The sequence below is a fragment of the Kitasatospora sp. NPDC096140 genome (assembly GCF_040303045.1).
GTDB lineage: Bacteria > Actinomycetota > Actinomycetes > Streptomycetales > Streptomycetaceae > Kitasatospora.
Map to the genome: position 1 here is coordinate 1 of NZ_JBEOUW010000024.1, position 18473 is coordinate 18473.

At 71.4% G+C, this 18473-nt stretch carries 12 protein-coding genes; 8 read left to right on the plus strand and 4 right to left on the minus strand.

From position 1 onward, the window contains the following. Positions 1 to 730 precede the first annotated feature (730 nt). From ABT048_RS23985 to ABT048_RS24020, 8 genes are all read left to right on the plus strand, one after another. Positions 731 to 1249 (plus strand): MauE/DoxX family redox-associated membrane protein, encoded by a 519-nt coding sequence (locus ABT048_RS23985; protein WP_350523520.1) that lies wholly within the window; start codon positions 731 to 733, stop codon positions 1247 to 1249. 76 nt (positions 1250 to 1325) lie between these two features. Further along, a complete protein-coding gene (locus ABT048_RS23990) occupies positions 1326 to 2189 on the plus strand; it encodes a DsbA family protein (protein WP_350523521.1) in 864 nt (287 codons plus the stop codon). 121 nt (positions 2190 to 2310) lie between these two features. Beyond that, positions 2311 to 3381 carry a prolipoprotein diacylglyceryl transferase gene (lgt, locus tag ABT048_RS23995; RefSeq protein ID WP_350523522.1) on the plus strand — a complete coding sequence of 357 codons (1071 nt, stop codon included), beginning with the start codon at positions 2311 to 2313 and terminating at the stop codon, positions 3379 to 3381. 148 nt (positions 3382 to 3529) lie between these two features. Next, a complete protein-coding gene (locus tag ABT048_RS24000) occupies positions 3530 to 4267 on the plus strand; it encodes a VIT1/CCC1 transporter family protein (protein WP_350523523.1) in 738 nt (245 codons plus the stop codon). Positions 4268 to 4722: 455 nt separating this feature from the next. Further along, positions 4723 to 9324, plus strand: coding sequence for a glutamate synthase large subunit (gltB, locus tag ABT048_RS24005; protein ID WP_350523629.1), 4602 nt, complete (start codon positions 4723 to 4725; stop codon positions 9322 to 9324). Continuing rightward, positions 9317 to 10777, plus strand: a complete 1461-nt coding sequence (locus ABT048_RS24010; protein ID WP_350523524.1) for a glutamate synthase subunit beta — start codon at positions 9317 to 9319, stop codon at positions 10775 to 10777. Before gltB ends, ABT048_RS24010 begins: the two co-directional genes overlap by 8 nt. Before the next feature lie 535 nt (positions 10778 to 11312). Continuing rightward, on the plus strand, positions 11313 to 12179 hold the full coding sequence (locus ABT048_RS24015) for a Sco1979 family transcriptional regulator (RefSeq protein ID WP_350523525.1): 867 nt from the start codon (positions 11313 to 11315) through the stop codon (positions 12177 to 12179). Between the two features lie 49 nt (positions 12180 to 12228). Continuing rightward, on the plus strand, positions 12229 to 13686 hold the full coding sequence (locus ABT048_RS24020) for an aldehyde dehydrogenase family protein (protein ID WP_350523630.1): 1458 nt from the start codon (positions 12229 to 12231) through the stop codon (positions 13684 to 13686). A 111-nt stretch (positions 13687 to 13797) separates the two neighbouring features. Here ABT048_RS24020 and ABT048_RS24025 read toward each other — a convergent pair whose 3' ends face one another. From ABT048_RS24025 to ABT048_RS24040, 4 genes are all read right to left on the minus strand, one after another. Next, entirely contained in the window at positions 13798 to 14742 is a 945-nt protein-coding gene (locus ABT048_RS24025; RefSeq protein WP_350523526.1) for an AraC family transcriptional regulator, read from the minus strand. Positions 14743 to 14855: 113 nt separating this feature from the next. Further along, positions 14856 to 15782, minus strand: coding sequence for an NADP-dependent oxidoreductase (locus ABT048_RS24030; protein WP_350523527.1), 927 nt, complete (start codon positions 15780 to 15782; stop codon positions 14856 to 14858). 138 nt (positions 15783 to 15920) lie between these two features. Beyond that, the gene (locus tag ABT048_RS24035; protein ID WP_350523528.1) at positions 15921 to 16475 is read right to left on the minus strand and encodes a Uma2 family endonuclease; all 555 of its coding nucleotides are present in this window, start codon (positions 16473 to 16475) and stop codon (positions 15921 to 15923) included. An 86-nt stretch (positions 16476 to 16561) separates the two neighbouring features. Then, positions 16562 to 18394: a bifunctional metallophosphatase/5'-nucleotidase gene (locus ABT048_RS24040; protein WP_350523529.1), complete on the minus strand. Its 1833-nt coding sequence runs from the start codon at positions 18392 to 18394 to the stop codon at positions 16562 to 16564. Positions 18395 to 18473 lie beyond the last annotated feature (79 nt).

Consider the following 18473-nt stretch of genomic DNA (forward strand, 5'->3'; position numbering starts at 1 on the left):
GCGCCGTTGGCAGTCTGAAAATCACCCGCAACGCCCCTCTCCGGGCCACCCCCTGCGCCGCCCCCGTCCGTCCCCGCAGCGCGTCCCTCTCGCTGGGGAGGGACGGGGGTGGGTGGGGGGTGGGGCCGGGGGTGGGTGCGGCGGGGTGGGGGTGGTCCTCTCGATGAGGGTGGGGGTGCTAGGGGTGGGGGGCTGGGGGTGGGGGCTGGGGGTGGCTGGGGCTGGGGTGTGTGGGGGTGCTGGGGCGGCACCGAACGGGTGAACAGTGGGGGCGACACGCATCAGGCGGGGTTGACGGGCGTTGAGTGGAGGGACGAGTGCACGAACGAGGTGTACGGGGGAGCGGAGCGAGCGAAAGGGGTGAGCCGGTGCGGGGTTTTCATCGGGCCGTTCTGCTGCGGGCGGCGGCTGCTGCGCTGGCTCTGGGTGCTGCCGTCGTGGCGCACACCGAGGTGGGGCAGGCGTTGGCCAAGCGGGGGGCGGAGCGGGCGGAGCGGGACGCGGTCGCGTGTGCCGAGGCGGCTCGGTGGGACGCCGCCGAGCGGGCGGGGCACGGGCGGCCGGATCTGTTCGATCCGGGGCGGATGCCGGGGTGCCACTGACGTACGGGTGTTCGCCGGAATCGGACAGGCCGTCACTCTTCCGGCTTGATTCCTGAACGGGGAGGAACCCCCCTTCCTTCCCTGCGGTTCGTCAGGAAGTGAACGAGTTTCCCGAGGGGGGTTCCCTGATGGCCGGCCCGGCAGTGCAGCCCGACGGCCCGGTCCCCGCGCCGTCGGAGCGGCGGCCGGTGCCGGTCTGGAGCGAGTGGGTCGGCCTGGTCGTACGGCTCGGACTCGCGGTGGTGTGGGGCTGGGCCGGGCTGGCCAAGATCGCCGACCCGGCGGAGGCGGCCCAGGCCGTCCGGGCGTACGAGATCCTGCCCGAGGGCCTGGTCAAGCCGATCGGCTACGGCCTGCCCTTCCTGGAGCTGGCGCTCGCGTTCCTGCTGGTGATCGGGCTCGGTGTCCGGCTGGTCGCCGGGGTCTCGGCGCTGCTGCTGCTCGTCTTCATCGCCGGGATCGCCTCCGCCTGGGCGCGCGGCATCTCGATCGACTGCGGCTGCTTCGGCGGCGGCGGGCACGTCGACGAGTCCCAGACCGCGTACCTGCAGGAGATCCTGCGCGACACCGGGTTCCTGCTGCTGGCCGGGTGGCTGCTGTGGCGGCCCCGTACCCGGTTCTCGGTGGACCGCTGGCTGGCGACCTGACCCGCCGGCCCCGCCGCACCCCCGTCCCCGCCCACCCCGCACCCGACGAAGGCCCCCGACCGTGGATGTCAAGGCAATGAGCGAGAAGAACCGAGAAGGCAAGCGCACCGCCCGTGAGCGGATGCAGGAGCAGCGGGCGGCCGAGGAGTCCTCCGCCCGGCGCAGGAAGAAGCTGATCGTGGGCGGCGCCGTGCTCGCGGTGATCGCCGCCGCGGTGGTCGTCGGCGTCGTGGTGCAGAACGAGCGCTCCAAGCCGGAGACCCCGACCGCCGCCCCGGCCGGGACCATCGGCGACAAGAACCTCGTCATCCCGGTCGGTGCCGGCAACGCGCCCTCCGTCCTCACCGTCTACGAGGACCCGCGCTGCCCCGCCTGCGGCATGTTCGAGCGGGAGTTCTCGCCGACCGTCGACCAGCTGGAGGACGCCGGCAAGGTCTACACCAACTACCACATCGTGTCGTTCATCGACCGGGCCGTGCCGGGCAAGGGCTCCAAGACCGCCGCCAACGCGCTGGCCTGCGCCCAGGACGCCGGGCACTTCCGGGACTACCACGACGTGCTGTACCGCAACCAGCCGGAGGAGACCAACGACGCCTTCGGCGACAAGGCCGTCCTGCTGAACCTGGCGAAGCAGGTCAACGGTCTGGACACGCCCGAGTTCCAGGCCTGCGTCAACGACAACAAGTACGGCGGATGGGTGTCCTCGGTGCAGCAGGACTTCGACAAGTCCAGCTACAAGTCCACCCCGACGGTGCTGCTCAACGGCCAGCCGATCTACCCGAAGAACGGCAGCGAGGAGATCACCCCGGAGAACCTGGCGAAGTGGGTGGACGCCGCGAACCAGGGCAAGCAGCTCGGCACGGCGGGCTCGCACGGGCAGACCCCGGCGCCGACCAGTGCGGCTTCGGAGGCCAACAACCCGTCGCCGAACGCCGGCTGAACCCCCTGCCCGGCCCGCCGCCCCCTCCCCGTCCGGAGGGGGCGGCTTCCCCTGTTGTTCGGCTTCTGTGACCCCGGGGGTGTCCGACCCGGGCCATTGACCCTGTAGCGTCGGAACTGCCATGGATATCGCCTACATTCCCAGCCCGTCGCGGGGCGTCTGGAACCTCGGACCAGTCCCGCTGCGCGCCTACGCCTTCTGCATCATCCTCGGTGTCGTCGTCGCCGTCTGGCTCGGCAGCAAGCGCTGGGTCGCCCGGGGCGGTGCCAAACACACGGTCGGTGACATCGCCGTGTGGGCCGTGCCGTTCGGCCTGGTCGGAGGCCGCCTCTACCACGTGATCACCGATGGTGGCCGGCTGTACTTCGGTGAGGGGAAGAACCCCTGGAACGCCCTCAAGATCTGGGAGGGCGGCCTCGGCATCTGGGGCGCGATCGCGCTGGGCGCGGTCGGCGCCTGGATCGGTTGCCGCCGCCGGGGTGTGCCGCTGCCCGCCTACGCCGACGCCATCGCGCCGGGCATCGCGCTCGCGCAGGCGCTGGGCCGCTGGGGCAACTACTTCAACCAGGAGCTGTACGGCCGCGAGACCACGCTGCCGTGGGGCCTGAAGATCCACAAGGTGCTGCCGGACGGCACCGTCGTGGAGGGCGTCTACCACCCGACCTTCCTGTACGAGTCGCTCTGGTGCGTCGGTGTCGCGCTGCTGGTGATCTGGGCGGACCGCCGGTTCACGCTGGGCCACGGCCGGGCCTTCGCGCTGTACGTCGCCGCGTACACGGTGGGCCGGTTCTGGACCGAGTGGCTGCGGATCGACGAGGCGCACGTCTACTTCGGTCTGCGCCTGAACGACTGGGTGTCGATCGCGGTGTTCCTGTGCGCCGTGGCGTACCTGGTGATCGTCGGCAAGAAGCGGCCCGGCCGGGAGGACCCGGCGACCATCGACCCGGCCGCGCACCTGGAGGCGGAGGGCGCCGAGGGCGTGGCCGCGGACAAGGCGGACAAGGCGGACGTCAAGGGCGCGGCGAAGGCGGACATCAAGGGCGCGGAGAAGGCCGCGGAGAAGTCGGACGCCGACGGCGGGAGAGGCGGGGGCGGGGCGAAGTCGTCCCGTTCCGTGGACGGAAAGCCGGCCGCCGCACCCGCTGCGGTGGCCGCCGACAAGGCCGACGAGGACGCCAAGAACCCGATCTGACCTGGGGCTTCCCCCGACCGGGGCCACCCTTCGCAGCGCATGCGAAGGGTGGCCTCAGTCGTGTTCGGACAGCCTTACTTTGCTGGAAATGCGCAGGTCAGGAGGGCTACGTTCAGGGCGGACCAATGACGACGGAGGGGACAGGGACATGAGTGCGACCACGTTGGAACCCGAGGCCGGGCACCAGCCCCGGATACCCGCGGCCGGTCACCACCGGGACGTCAACGGCGGCTGGCTGCGGCCGGCCGTGTTCGGGGCGGTGGACGGCCTGGTGTCCAACTTCGCGCTGATGACCGGTGTGGTCGGTGGCGCGGTGTCCAACGGCACGGTGATCCTCACGGGCCTGGCGGGCCTGGCGGCCGGCGCCTGCTCGATGGCCGCGGGGGAGTACACCTCGGTGGCCTCGCAGCGGGAGCTGGTGCAGGCCGAGATCGAGGCCGAGCGGCTGGAGCTGAGCCGCAACCCGCACGGCGAGCTGGCCGAGCTGGCCCAGCTGTACGTCTCGCGCGGGGTGGACCCGGAGCTCGCCCACGAGGTGGCCCGGCAGCTGTCGGTCGACCCGGAGCTGGCCCTGGAGGTGCACGCCCGCGAGGAGCTGGGCATCGACCCCACCGACCTGCCCTCGCCGCTGGTCGCGGCCGGGTCGTCGTTCCTGTGCTTCGCGCTCGGCGCGCTGCTGCCGCTGCTGCCGTACCTGCTGGGCGCGACCTCGCTGCTGCCCGCGCTGGTGCTGGCGGCGGCCGGGCTGTTCCTGTGCGGCGCGGTGGTGGCCCGGGTGACGGCCCGCAGCTGGTGGTTCAGCGGGCTGCGGCAGCTGGTGCTGGGCGGCGCGGCGGCCGGGGTGACGTACCTGCTCGGCTCGTTGATCGGCGGGCACGTGGGCTGAGGCCCGCCGAGCGGTCGTCGGGACCTGTGGGATGACCCAGAACTCTGCATGATTATGCCGGGCAATGCGTGACGTTTCACACATGGGCGTCGCGTCATGCCTGGCCTAGTCTCACCATCCGGGCCTCGGCGCCGCGGATTCGCATCCGTGGGCCGATTCCCGGAATGGATTCGCAGGCGGCCATGATCGGCCTCTGTGGCGATCCGGTTTCGCCCCTGTTTCAGGCCGGGGACCGTTGGGCACAATCGTCGGGACGTGCACTGTGGCACGTCCTTCTTCCCACACCCCCTGACCTGCGGCTCGTCCCGCCATGTGGACGGGATATTCCGCTTCTCGGGATCCTGGGCATCATGTAACTTGCACGACACCGCACCATCGCATCAGGGCCAACGTCGTCCCTACTTGCACCAACTTGCCGAAAGACGACGACGGGAGAGCCGATGCTGCCTGCATCCATGCACTCCGCCAACGAGCTCCAGGCCGGCGCCGCCCGCCAGCCGTACTCGCTCGTGCCGGATGCGCGACCTGCTGCTCAGGGCCTGTACGACCCGCGAAACGAGCACGACGCCTGTGGCGTCGGTTTCGTCGCCACGCTGACCGGCATCGCCGACCACACCATCGTCGAGCAGGCGTTGAACGTCCTGCGCAACCTGGAGCACCGCGGCGCCACCGGCGCCGAGCCGGACTCCGGTGACGGTGCGGGAATCCTGACCCAGATCCCCGACGCGTTCCTGCGCGGCCGCGTCGACTTCGAACTCCCGGCCGCCGGCGCCTACGCCGTCGGCATCGCCTTCCTGCCCGACGACGACGACCAGGACGCCGCCGCCGTCGCGCAGATCGAGGCCATCGCCGCCGACGAGGACCTCACCGTCCTCGGCTGGCGCGACGTCCCCGTCACCCCGGACCTGCTCGGCTCCACCGCGCGCAGCGTGATGCCGCGCTTCCGCCAGGTCTTCCTGAGCAAGGACGGCCTCGCCGGCATCGAGCTCGACCGGACCGCCTTCGTCGTCCGCAAGCGGGCCGAGCGCGAGGCCGGGGTCTACTTCCCGTCGCTGTCCGCGCGCACCATCGTCTACAAGGGCATGCTGACCACCGGCCAGCTGGAGCCCTTCTTCCCCGACCTCTCGGACCGCACCTACGCGTCCGCGATCGGCCTGGTGCACTCGCGCTTCTCCACCAACACCTTCCCGAGCTGGCCGCTCGCCCACCCGTACCGCTTCGTCGCGCACAACGGCGAGATCAACACGGTCAAGGGCAATCGCAACTGGATGCGCGCCCGCGAGTCCCAGCTCGTCACCGACCTCATCCCGGCCAACCGGAACGGGCAGGGCCTGGAGCGGATCTTCCCGATCTGCACCCCGGACCACTCGGACTCCGCCTCCTTCGACGAGGTCCTGGAACTGCTCCACCTCGGCGGCCGCTCGCTGCCGCACTCGGTGCTGATGATGATCCCGGAGGCGTGGGAGAACCACGCCACCATGGACCCGGCCCGCCGCGCCTTCTACCAGTACCACTCCAACCTCATGGAGCCCTGGGACGGACCGGCCTGCGTCACCTTCACCGACGGCACCCAGATCGGCGCCGTGCTCGACCGCAACGGCCTGCGCCCGGCCCGCTACTGGATCACCGAGGACGGCCTGGTCGTCCTCTCCTCCGAGGTCGGCGTGCTCGACATCGACCAGGAGAAGGTCGCCAAGAAGGGCCGCCTGCAGCCCGGCCGGATGTTCCTGATCGACACCGCCGAGGGCCGCATCGTCGAGGACGAGGAGATCAAGTCCGCCCTCGCCGCCGAGCACCCCTACCAGGAATGGGTCGGCGCCGGGCAGATCCAGCTCGCCAAGCTGCCCGAGCGCGAGCACATCGCGCACACCCACGCCTCCGTCACCCGCCGCCAGCAGACCTTCGGCTACACCGAGGAGGAGCTGCGGGTCATCCTCGCGCCGATGGCCAAGACCGGCGCCGAAGCCCTCGGCTCGATGGGCACCGACTCGCCGATCGCCGCGCTCAGCGAGAAGCCGCGCCTGCTGTTCGACTACTTCGTGCAGCTCTTCGCGCAGGTCACCAACCCGCCGCTGGACGCCATCCGCGAGGAGCTCGTCACCTCGCTGCTCTCCAACCTCGGCCCCGAGGGCAACCTGCTGGCCGCCGAGGCCGCCGCCTGCCGCTCGGTCGGCATCACCTTCCCGGTGATCGACAACGACGAGCTGGCCAAGCTCGTCCACATCAACGCCGACGGCGACCAGCCCGGCCTCAAGGCCGTCACGCTCTCCGGCCTCTACAAGGTCTCCGGCGGCGGCGAGGGCCTGGCCTCCCGGCTCGCCGCGATCGCCGCCGAGGCCGACGCCGCGATCGCCGACGGCGCCCGGATCATCGTGCTCTCCGACCGCCACTCGGACGCCGAGCACGCCCCGATCCCCTCCCTGCTGCTCACCTCCGCGATCCACCACCACCTCATCCGCACCAAGCAGCGCACCCAGGTGTCGCTGCTGGTCGAGGCCGGCGACGTCCGCGAGGTGCACCACGTCGCGCTGCTGATCGGCTACGGCGCCGGCGCGGTCAACCCGTACCTGGCCATGGAGTCCGTCGAGGACCTCGTCGCCCAGGGCGTGTTCATCCAGGGCGTCGAGCCCGAGAAGGCCATCAAGAACCTGATCAAGGCGCTCGGCAAGGGCGTGCTCAAGGTCATGTCCAAGATGGGCATCTCCACCGTCGCCTCCTACCGCGGCGCCCAGGTCTTCGAGGCCATCGGCCTCTCCCAGGCCCTGGTCGACGGCTACTTCGCCGGCACCACCACCAAGCTCGGCGGCATCGGCCTGGACGAACTCGCCCGGGAGACCGCCGCCCGCCACGCCAAGGCGTACCCCGCCTCCGGTATCCCCGCCGCGCACCGCGCGCTGGAGATCGGCGGCGAGTACCAGTGGCGCCGCGAGGGCGAGCCGCACCTGTTCGACCCGGACACCGTCTTCCGGCTGCAGCACGCCACCCGCAACCGCCGGTACGACATCTTCAAGCAGTACACGGACCGGGTGAACGAGCAGTCCGCCCGCCTGATGACGCTGCGCGGCCTCTTCCGGCTGGACGGCCTCGACCGCGAGCCGATCCCGGTCGAGGACGTCGAGCCGGTCTCCGAGATCGTCAAGCGCTTCTCCACCGGCGCCATGTCGTACGGCTCGATCTCCCGCGAGGCGCACGAGACCCTCGCCATCGCGATGAACCGCCTCGGCGGCAAGTCCAACACCGGCGAGGGCGGCGAGGACCCGGACCGCCTGTACGACCCGGAGCGCCGCTCCGCGATCAAGCAGGTCGCCTCCGGCCGCTTCGGCGTCACCTCCGAGTACCTCGTCAACGCGGACGACATCCAGATCAAGATGGCCCAGGGCGCCAAGCCCGGCGAGGGCGGCCAGCTGCCCGGCCACAAGGTGTACCCGTGGGTCGCCAAGACCCGGCACTCCACCCCGGGTGTCGGCCTGATCTCCCCGCCGCCGCACCACGACATCTACTCGATCGAGGACCTGGCGCAGCTCATCCACGACCTCAAGAACGCCAACCCGGCGGCCCGCATCCACGTGAAGCTGGTCTCCGAGGTCGGTGTCGGAACGGTCGCGGCGGGCGTCTCCAAGGCCCACGCCGACGTCGTCCTGGTCTCCGGCCACGACGGTGGCACCGGCGCCTCCCCGCTGACCTCGCTCAAGCACGCCGGCGGCCCCTGGGAGCTCGGCCTCGCCGAGACCCAGCAGACCCTGCTGCTCAACGGGCTGCGCGACCGCATCGTCGTCCAGACCGACGGCCAGCTGAAGACCGGCCGCGACGTCGTCATCGCCGCGCTGCTCGGCGCCGAGGAGTTCGGCTTCGCCACCGCCCCGCTGGTCGTCTCCGGCTGCATCATGATGCGCGTCTGCCACCTGGACACCTGCCCGGTCGGCGTCGCCACCCAGAACCCGGTGCTGCGCGACCGGTTCTCCGGCAAGCCCGAGTTCGTCGTCAACTTCTTCGAGTTCATCGCCGAGGAGGTCCGGGAGATCCTGGCCTCCCTGGGCTTCCGCTCGATCGAGGAGGCCGTCGGCCACGCCGAGTACATCAACGCCCAGGCCGCGATCGACCACTGGAAGGCCGCCGGGCTCGACCTGGCCCCGCTCTTCCACGTGCCCGACCTGCCCGACGGCGCCGCCCGGCACTGCACCACCACCCAGGACCACGCGCTCGACAAGGCCCTGGACAACCAGCTCATCACGCTCGCCGAGGACGCCCTGGAGCGCGGCGACGCCGTCCGCATCCAGCTGCCGATCCGCAACGTCAACCGCACCGTCGGCACCATGCTCGGCCACGAGGTGACCAAGCGGTACCGCGGCGAGGGCCTGCCGGAGGGGACCATCGACGTCACCTTCACCGGCTCCGCCGGGCAGTCCTTCGGCGCCTTCGTGCCCCGCGGCGTCACGCTGCGGCTGGAGGGCGACGCCAACGACTACGTCGGCAAGGGCCTCTCCGGCGGCGTGGTCGTCGTCCGCCCGGCCCGCGAGGCCGCGGCCATCGGCAACGACGCCCAGAACCACGTCATCGCCGGCAACACCATCGGCTACGGCGCCACCAGCGGCCGGATCCACCTGCGCGGCAAGGCCGGCGAGCGCTTCGCCGTCCGCAACTCCGGCGCCACCCTGGTCGTCGAGGGCGTCGGCGACCACGGCCTGGAGTACATGACCGGCGGCCGCGTCGTCATCATCGGCGAGACCGGACGCAACCTCGCGGCCGGCATGTCCGGCGGCATCGCGTACGTCCTGGACCTGCGCCCCGCGAACGTCAACGACGGCATGGTGGGCATCGAGGCCCCCACCGCCGACGACCGCGACTGGCTGCGCGAGACCGTGCAGCAGCACTACGAGGAGACCGGCTCCACCGTCGCCGCCGAACTCCTGGCCGACTGGGGCAGCGGCGTCTCCCGCTTCTCCAAGATCATGCCGACCGACTACAAGGCAGTGCTCGCCGCCAAGGACGCCGCTGAGCGCGATGGCCTCTCCGAGGCCGAGACCACTCGCAAGATGATGGAGGCGGCTAATGGCTGACCCCAAGGGCTTCCTGACCACGCCCAAGCAGCTGGCCGAGCGCCGTCCCGTGGACGTCCGTCTGCGGGACTGGAACGAGGTCTACGTCGAGCGCAGCCTCCTGCCGATCATCACCAAGCAGGCCGGTCGCTGCATGGACTGCGGCATCCCGTTCTGCCACAACGGCTGCCCGCTCGGGAACCTCATCCCCGAGTGGAACGACCTCGCCTTCCGGGACGACTGGGCCGGCGCGATCGAGCGCCTGCACGCCACCAACAACTTCCCGGAGTTCACCGGGCGGCTCTGCCCGGCTCCCTGCGAGTCGGCCTGCGTGCTCGGCATCAACCAGGACGCGGTGACCATCAAGAACGTCGAGGTCACCATCATCGACAAGGCCTGGGACCGCGGCGGCGTCACCCCGCAGGTGCCGGAGCGCCTCTCCGGCAAGACCGTCGCCGTCGTCGGCTCCGGCCCGGCCGGCCTCGCCGCCGCCCAGCAGCTCACCCGCGCCGGACACACCGTCGTGGTGTACGAGCGGGCCGACCGCATCGGCGGACTGCTGCGCTACGGCATCCCCGAGTTCAAGATGGAGAAGCGCCACATCAACCGCCGCATCGAGCAGATGCGCGCGGAGGGCACCCGCTTCCGCACCGGCGTGCACGTCGGCGAGGACATCACCGGGCAGCAGCTGCGCGAGCGCTTCGACGCCGTCGTCGTCGCCGCCGGCGCCACCACCGCCCGCGACCTGCCGGTGCCCGGACGCGAGCTCAAGGGCATCCACCAGGCCATGGAGTACCTGCCGCTGGCCAACAAGGTGCAGGAGGGCGACTTCGTCGAGTCCCCGATCAGCGCCAAGGGCAAGCACGTCGTGGTCATCGGCGGCGGTGACACCGGCGCGGACTGCGTCGGCACCGCCCACCGGCAGGGGGCGGCCTCCGTCACCCAGCTGGAGATCATGCCGCGGCCCGGCGAGGAGCGGCCCGGGCACCAGCCGTGGCCGACCATGCCGATGACCTACAAGGTCACCTCCGCCCACGAGGAGGGCGGCGAGCGGATCTACTCCGTCAACACCACCCGCTTCACCGGCGACGAGGACGGCAACGTCCAGGAACTGCACCTCGTCGAGGTGGAGTTCAAGGACGGCCGGTTCGAGCCCGTGCCGGGCACCGAGCGGGCCATCCCGGCGCAGCTGGTCACCCTCGCCATGGGCTTCACCGGCACCGACGTGCGGAACGGCCTGGTCGAGCAGCTGGGAGCCGACCTCGACGCGCGGGGTAACATTGCCCGCGACGGCCGGTTCGCCACCAATGTCGATGGCGTGTACGTCTGCGGAGACGCCGGCCGAGGCCAGTCGCTGATCGTCTGGGCCATCGCGGAAGGCCGTTCGGCCGCCGCCGCGGTGGACGCGTACCTGGGCGGCAAGACCCCGCTTCCCGCCCCGATCCGACCCACGGACCGCCCCCTGGTGGTCTGACGGTCCGACCGGCCCCCGAACCCCCGGCGCCGCATCGCCGGGAGCTCAACCCGCTGCCCCCGCCAGCGTCGCCGGGCCAACGCGGTCTCCTGGCGCCTGCCCTCTTCCCCGACCAGTTGGAGGGCGGGCGCCGTCGCGTTTTCCGGGGCGCTTTCCGGGGCGCTCCCCGGGGTGTTCTCCGGGCTGTTCTCCGGACCGTTCGCCGGGCTGTTCTCCGGGCGGCGCCGAGAAGCCCCGGGAGACACCGGGAGAGGCCGTCGGGCAGCGTACGGGCACCCCCCGGCACCTCCGGACAGCGCGAGCCCGGGAACGGGCGCAGACGGGTTCCCACCGGGGCGCACGGGGAAAGAACTCACCCGCGGGGGCGCACCACCGGCGTGACACTCCTCCGTGCACCGAGGGTCGGCTCACAGCGGAACCACAGGCTTCTCACAGCAGGCGGAAAGCCTCCCGGCACGGGCTGTTGTTCGTCGGTGCCAGGTGGCAGACTGCCGCCGACGGCCGGGGGGCTGCGCGAGTGCGGAGGTTGACTTCGATGGGCACGACTCAGGCAGGCGGAGGCGCGACGGTACGGCGTCTGCTGCTCGGCACCCAGCTGCGCAAGCTCCGCGAGGCCAGAGGCGTCAGCCGGGAGGAAGCCGGCTACTCGATCCGCGCCTCGGAGTCCAAGATCAGCCGGATGGAACTCGGCCGCGTCGGCTTCAAGGAACGCGACGTCGCCGACCTGCTGACCCTCTACGGCGTCGAGGCCGAACAGGAACGCGCCACCGTCCTCGGACTCCTCCGCGACGCCAACGCCAACTCCTGGTGGCACGAGTACGGCGACGTCCTGCCCGGCTGGTTCCAGAACTACCTCGGACTGGAGGAGGCCGCCGCCGAGATCCGCAGCTACGAGGTCCAGTTCGTCCACGGCCTGCTGCAGACCGCCGACTACGCCCGGGCCGTCGTCACCGCCGGCTGCCACGACCACGGCGCCGAGGAGATCGAGCGTCGGGTCGACGTCCGGCTCAAGCGCCAGGCGCTGCTCACCGACGAACGCGCCCCGCAACTCGTCGCCGTGCTGGACGAGGCGGCGCTGCGCCGCCCCTGGGGCGGGTCCGAGCTGATGCGGAGCCAGCTGGACCGACTGCTGGAGCTCGCCGAACTGCCCAACGTCCGGCTGCAGGTGCTGCCGTTCGGCAACGCCGGGCTGTCGGCGGAGAGCGGCGCCTTCACGGTGCTCGGCTTCGCCGAGCCGGAGCTCTCCGACGTCGTCTACCTGGAGCAGTTCACCACCGCGCTCTACCTCGACAAGCCCGCCGAGGTCGCCGAGTACCGCCACGCGATGGACGACCTCGTCGCCGACAGCCTGGACCCGACACGGACCCGCGACCTGCTGCACGCGGTACGCCAGGAGCTTTGACACATCAGTACGATGATGTTCCATCAGGTCGGTGCATGAGAGGGAACAGATGTCGTACTTCTCCGAGTTGGCGCTGCAGTACATCGACGGCGAGTGGTGCACCGGCAACGGCTCCTGGGACATCGTCGACGTCGACCCCTACACCGGGGACAAGCTCGCCACCATCACCGTCGCCACCGTCGCCGAGGTCGACCGGGCCTACCGCGCCGCCGAGCGCGCCCAGAAGGGGTGGGCCGCCACCAACCCCTACCGGCGCCGACTGGTCTTCGAACGCGCGCTGCACCTGCTGGAGGAGCGCGAGCCCGAGATCGTCGCGGCGATCACGGCCGAACTCGGCGGCACCGCGCTCAAGGCGGGCTTCGAACTCTCCCTGGTCAAGGACGTGCTGCGGGAGTGCCTGCACCTGTCCGTGGCCGCCGAGGGCCGGCTGCTGCCCTCATCCGCCCCGGGCAAGGAGAACCGGCTCTACCGGCTGCCGGTCGGCGTCGTCGGCGTGATCAGCCCGTTCAACTTCCCGCTGTTCCTGGCGCTCAAGGCGGTCGCCCCGGCGCTCGCCCTCGGCAACGGCGTGGTGCTCAAGCCCCACCAGGAGACCCCGGTGGTCGGCGGCGGCCTGATCGCCAAGCTCTTCGAGGACGCCGGCCTGCCGCCCGGCCTGCTGAACGTCGTGATCACCGACATCGCCGAGATCGGCGACAGCTTCATCGAGCACCCGGTGCCCAAGGTGATCTCCTTCACCGGCTCCGACAAGGTCGGCCGGCACGTCGGGACCGTCGCCGCCGCGAACTTCAAGCGCTCCGTCCTGGAACTCGGCGGCAACAGCGCGCTGATCGTGCTGGACGACGCCGACGTCGGCTACGCCGTGGACGCGGCCGTGTTCAGCCGCTTCGTCCACCAGGGCCAGGTCTGCATGTCCGCCAACCGCGTGCTGGTGGACCGCGCCGTCGAGGCCGAGTTCACCGAGAAGTTCGTCGCCAAGGTCGCCTCGCTCACCGTCGGCGACCCCAAGGACCCGGCCACCCACATCGGCCCGCTGATCAACCCCGTCCAGGCCGACGCCCTCTCCGCCCAGATCGACCAGGCGCTCGCCGCCGGCGCCACCGCACTGCTGCGCGGCGCCACCACCGGCAGCCTGATGGCGCCGACCGTGCTCACCGGCCTCGCCGAGGACGCGCCGATCCTGCAGCGCGAACTGTTCGGCCCGGTCGTGCTGCTGGTGCCCTTCGACGGCGAGGACGAGGCCGTGCGGATCGCCAACGACACGCCGTTCGGGCTCAGCGGCGCCGTGCACACCGCCGACGTCGAGCGCGGGGTGCGGCTCGCCCAGCGGATCGAGACCGGCATGGTCCACGTCAACGGCGGGACCATCGCGGACGAGCCGGGCGTGCCGTTCGGCGGGGAGAAGAACTCCGGCGTCGGGCGGCTCAACGGGGAGGCGACGGTGGACGCCTTCACCACGGTGAAGTGGATCTCGGTGCAGCACGGGCGGGCGGCGTTCCCGTTCTGAGCGGGGGTCGGGGCCGGGCGGCGTTCGGGGCCGGCCGGCGTGTGGCGCTGACTGGCGCGGGGCCGGCCGGCGTGCGGCACTGCGTAGGCGCCCGGCTCCGGCCGCGGGCGCCTACGCGGCGCGGGCCTCCCGGCGGTAACCGCCGGGGGCCAGGCCGAACTCCCGCTTGAACGCCTTCGCGAAGGCGTACTCCGAGCCGTAGCCGGTCTGCGCCGCGACCGAGGTCAGCGGCGCCTCCGACTCGCGCAGCAGCCGGGCCGCGGTGGTCATCCGCCAGCGGGTCAGGTACGCCATCGGCGGCTCGCCCACCATCGTGGTGAAGCGGCGGGCGAAGGCGGCCCGGGACAGGCCCGCGCGGTCCGCCAGCGACTCCACCGTCCACGGGGTGGCCGGCGCCTCGTGGATCGCGGTCAGGGCCGGCGCGACGGCGGCGTCCCGCAGCGCCGCCGCCCAGCCGGCGGCCGTCGCGGCGGGCTGGTCCTCGAACCAGGCCCGCAGGATGTACAGCAGCAGCGAGTCGATCAGCGCCGGGACGATGCCGGTCGAGCCGATCCGCGGGTTCTCCAGCTCGATGCCCAACAGCTGCACCGCGGCGGCCAGTTCGGGGTGGCGGCCGTGCCGGGTCGGCAGGTGGATCAGGGCCGGCAGCTGGCGGACCATCGGGTGCGGGCGGCCCTGGTCCAGGTGGTAGTTGCCGCACAGCAGGCTGGTGCGGGCGCCCCCGCCGCCCAGGGTGAGGGTGCCGATCGGCGGGGCGGAGTCCTTCACGCAGTCTTGGGCGTCCACCGCCGGGGTGTCCGGGTGGTCGGCCAGGACGTGGCCGCCGCCGTCCCGCAGGAAGACGACGTCGCCCGGGCTGAGCGCGATCGGCTCCTGCCGGCCGGAGCCGTCCCCGGTGCCCAGGGGGATCAGCCAGCAGGTGCCGTACAGCACCACGTGGAAGCCGGCGCCGAGCACCGGGGGCAGGCGCAGGGCCCACGGTGCGCGGCCCTCGGTGCGGGCGGAGGACGGGTAGGCCGTCCGCATCGAGCCCAGTGCCTCGGTCAGGATGTCCAACGCCCGTCCCCCTTGGGTGCTTTCACCGGCGGTCCTCAACGGCCCCCGGCCGTCCGCGGTCGAGTCCTCGACGGTCTGCGGTCGAGTTCTCGGTCGAGCGTTCGGCCGAGTCCTCAGTCGACCGTCAGGACGACCTTGCCCTGGACGCTACCGGAGCCCACCAGCTCGTGCGCCCGGCCGGCCTCGGCCAGCGGGAAGGCCTGCGCGACGTGCGGACGGATCCGGCCCTCGTCCACCAGGGCGGCGATCGCCTCCAGCGCGGCGTGGTCGGGCTCGACGAAGACGCCCGCGAAGCGGCGTCCGGCGGCCTCGACCGCGGCGGCCAGCTCCCGGTCGCGGTGCTCCATGATGCTCACCAGGTGGCCGCCGGGCTTCAGCACCTCCAGCGCGCGGGTGTTCTCGGAGGAGGAGTCGAAGACGACGTCGACGTCCTTCACCGCGCGGGTGTAGTCGGTGGTGCGGTAGTCGATGACCTCGTCGGCGCCGATCTCCTTCAGGAAGGCGTGCTTGGGCTCGCTCGCCAGCGCGATCACGTACGCGCCACGGGCCTTGGCGATCTGCACGGCGAAGTGGCCGACGCCGCCCGCCGCCCGGTGGATCAGCACCCGCTGCCCCTCACCGACGCCCGCCGCGTCCACCAGACCCTGCCAGGCGGTCAGCGCGGCCAGCGGCAGCGCGGCGGCCTGCACGTGGTCGATCGAGGCGGGCTTGCGGGCCAGCTGGCGGGACGGCGCGGCCACGTACTCGGCGTAGGCGTTCGCGGCGCGGGGGAAGAGCGGCATCCCGTACACCTCCTCGCCCACCCGGTACCGGGCGCCGGGCGCGGCCTCCTCGACCACCCCGGAGACGTCCCAGCCCACCGTGAACGGCGGCGCGCCCAGCAGCGGGAACATGCCCGCCCGCACGCCCACGTCCACCGGGTTCACCCCGGCCGCCTTCACCCGCACCAGCACCTCGCCGCTCAGCAGGTGCGGACGCTCCACCTCGGCGACCTCCAGGACCTCCGGCCCGCCGACCTCCCGCTGCACCACCGCACGCATCGCACTCACTCCCTGCCCGGTCAACACCGGCCCCCCGTGGGGCCGTTCTCGATGTGCTCAACGATAGGAAGGGCAGGCGAGCGGATGAATATCCTCCAGTCTTCACTGGATGTCCGATCGTCTCGCGGGACGAGCGTGTCAGTCGGGATAGCGGAGCAGGGTGTCGGTGGCCAGCTCGAAGTCGAAGGGGGCGGGAATCGGTACGAGGTCGCCGAACTTGCCGGTCCACTGTCGGTGGTAGCCGGTGGGGGAAGGCTCGGAGTAGAGCGTGATGTCGCCGTTGCGCGGGTCGATCACGAGGTACAGCGGGATGTCCATCAGCGGGTAGTCGCGGACCTTGCCGACCAGGTCGTTCTCCGGGTTCGACGGGGAGACGATCTCCACGGCGATGGCGGCCTCTTCGGCGGGCACCTCGGTGCCGCCGGATTCGTCGAGGGGGAACCGGAAGTAGGTCAGGTCGGGGTTGCGCAGCGCGCCGATGACCGGCGAGACGAGGTCGGTGTTCTCGCTCGGCATCAGGCCGGTCGGGCAGTGTGCGTCGAGTTGGCTGCGGACGAGCCAGAGGGTGTGTGCGTGGGTGGTGGACGGGCTCGCCGTGATGACGATGGTGGTACCGGAGACTTCGACCTTCCAGCCAGGTGGTGGGGTCAGAGTGCGTGCGTAGGTGAGGACTCGGCGATCCGACTCGGTCATGGCGGCATCCTGCCACCGCTCCGGATGCGGCGAGGCGCCGCCGGGCGGACGGGCCCGGCGGCGCCTCGGAGGGGCGGTGGTGCCGGTCAGAAGACCGGCTGGCCGGCGCGGACCAGGCGCCAGGAGTCGGTGAAGAAGTCGGCGGGGTCGATGACGCCCTTGGCCTTCACCCAGGCGATCATGGTGTTGCGGATCTCGTCGGAGTTCGACCAGACCAGCTTGGCGCCGGCCACGTGCGGGAAGTTGCCGCCGCCGTTGGCGCGGTAGTTGTTGACGGCCAGGACGAACTGGGCGGCGGGGTCGATCGGCTTGCCCTGGAACGACAGGTTGACGATCCGCGAGCCCTTCGGCTGGGCGACGTCGATGTCGTAGGTCAGGCCGTAGACCGAGTCGTAGTTGTAGTCCGGGGTGGCCTCGGCGCCGGTCAGGGCGTCCTTGTCGACCGGCGCGCCCGGGGCGAGCTGGTTGTAGTACTTCGCCGAGAACTCCAGGTAGTCCTTGAGCTGGGCGCCCGTCAGGATGCGGGCCTCCATGGTGTTCTCGTAGATGTAGAGGCCGGCGGCGTCGCGCAGCTTGACCTGGCCCGAGGGGATCAGGGCGGTGCGGTTGAACGGGGCGGCCTGGGCCAGCACCGGGAGGTTGGCGTACTGCCCGCCGGCCAGCGCGGCCTTGACGGCGTCCGCCTGGACCTTGCCGATCAGGTCGATGATCGGGGTGGCCTTGAAGCGGGACTCGGCGATCGACAGCTCGATCTTGCTGGTGCCGATGTTCTGGTTGACGTACGCGACGACCTTCTTGTGCTGGTCGGTGATCGCGTTGGTGATCTCCGGGTTCTCCGGCACGGTGTTGGAGTTCAGCACCCGCGAGGAGACCGAGGTGACCTTCCAGGCGCCGTCGGCGAACTCGACCTCGAAGTCGAAGCAGCTCAGACGCTGGCCCCAGCACAGCGGCTCGGACAGCACGACCGTCTTGCCGGTCTTCTTGTTGACGATCAGGCGCTGCGCGACCTCCTTGTGGGTGTGCCCCACCAGGACCGCGTCGATGTCCGGGACGGTCTCCGCCATCTCGCCGGAGGCGTCCTCGGGCCAGGGCAGCTGGTCGCCGTAGGTGGTCGCCTCGTCGATGCCGGAGTGGGCCGAGACGACGATGACGTCCGCGCCCGCCGCCTTCATCCGCGGCACGTACTTGGCGGCGGTCTCCACGATGCCCGGGAAGACCATCTTGCCGCTGACGTTGGCCTTGTCCCAGATCGCGATGCCCGGGTTGGTGAGGCCGAGGATGCCGACCTTCAGCGGCTTGCCCTCGCCGAGGTGCATCTCCTTGATCACGTACGGCGGGAAGGCCGGCTTCTCGTTCTTCGCGTGCAGCGCGTTGGCGCCCAGCAGCGGGAACTCCAGCTGGTCCTCGAAGGCCTTCACGGTCGGGATGCCGTAGTTGAACTCGTGGTTGCCGAGCGCGGCGGCGTCGTACTCCATGAGGTTCATGGCGACGGCCATCGGGTGGTCCGGGACGGTGTCGCCGTCGGTGGCGATCGGCTCGATCCGGGCGTAGAAGTAGGTCAGCTGGGTGCCCTGGATGATGTCACCGGAGTCGATCAGCAGGCAGCGGTTCCAGCCCTTCTCCTCGCGCACCTGGTTGGCCAGGGTGGAGATCTTGGCGAGGCCGACCGCGTTGTGCGCCTTGTCGACGTACTCGGCGTCGGTGAAGTAGTCCCAGTTCAGCACCCGGCCGTGCAGGTCGGTGGTGCCCATGACGGTGAAGGCCTGCTTGCGCGGCTTGCGCTGGCCCTTGGCGGCCGCCGTGTCCGGCTCGGCGGCCGCGGCGGAGGGGGCGGCGGCCACGGCGGCACCGCCGACGAGGGCGGCGCCGGCGGCGGTGGCGGCGGACCGGGTGACGAAGTCACGGCGGTTCAGGGGCATGGACGACTCTCCCGAGTGGGGCGACGGCAGATGGACCGTCAACTTGGCTGCGTGAGTGGGTGCGCGTCCACGTGTCGGC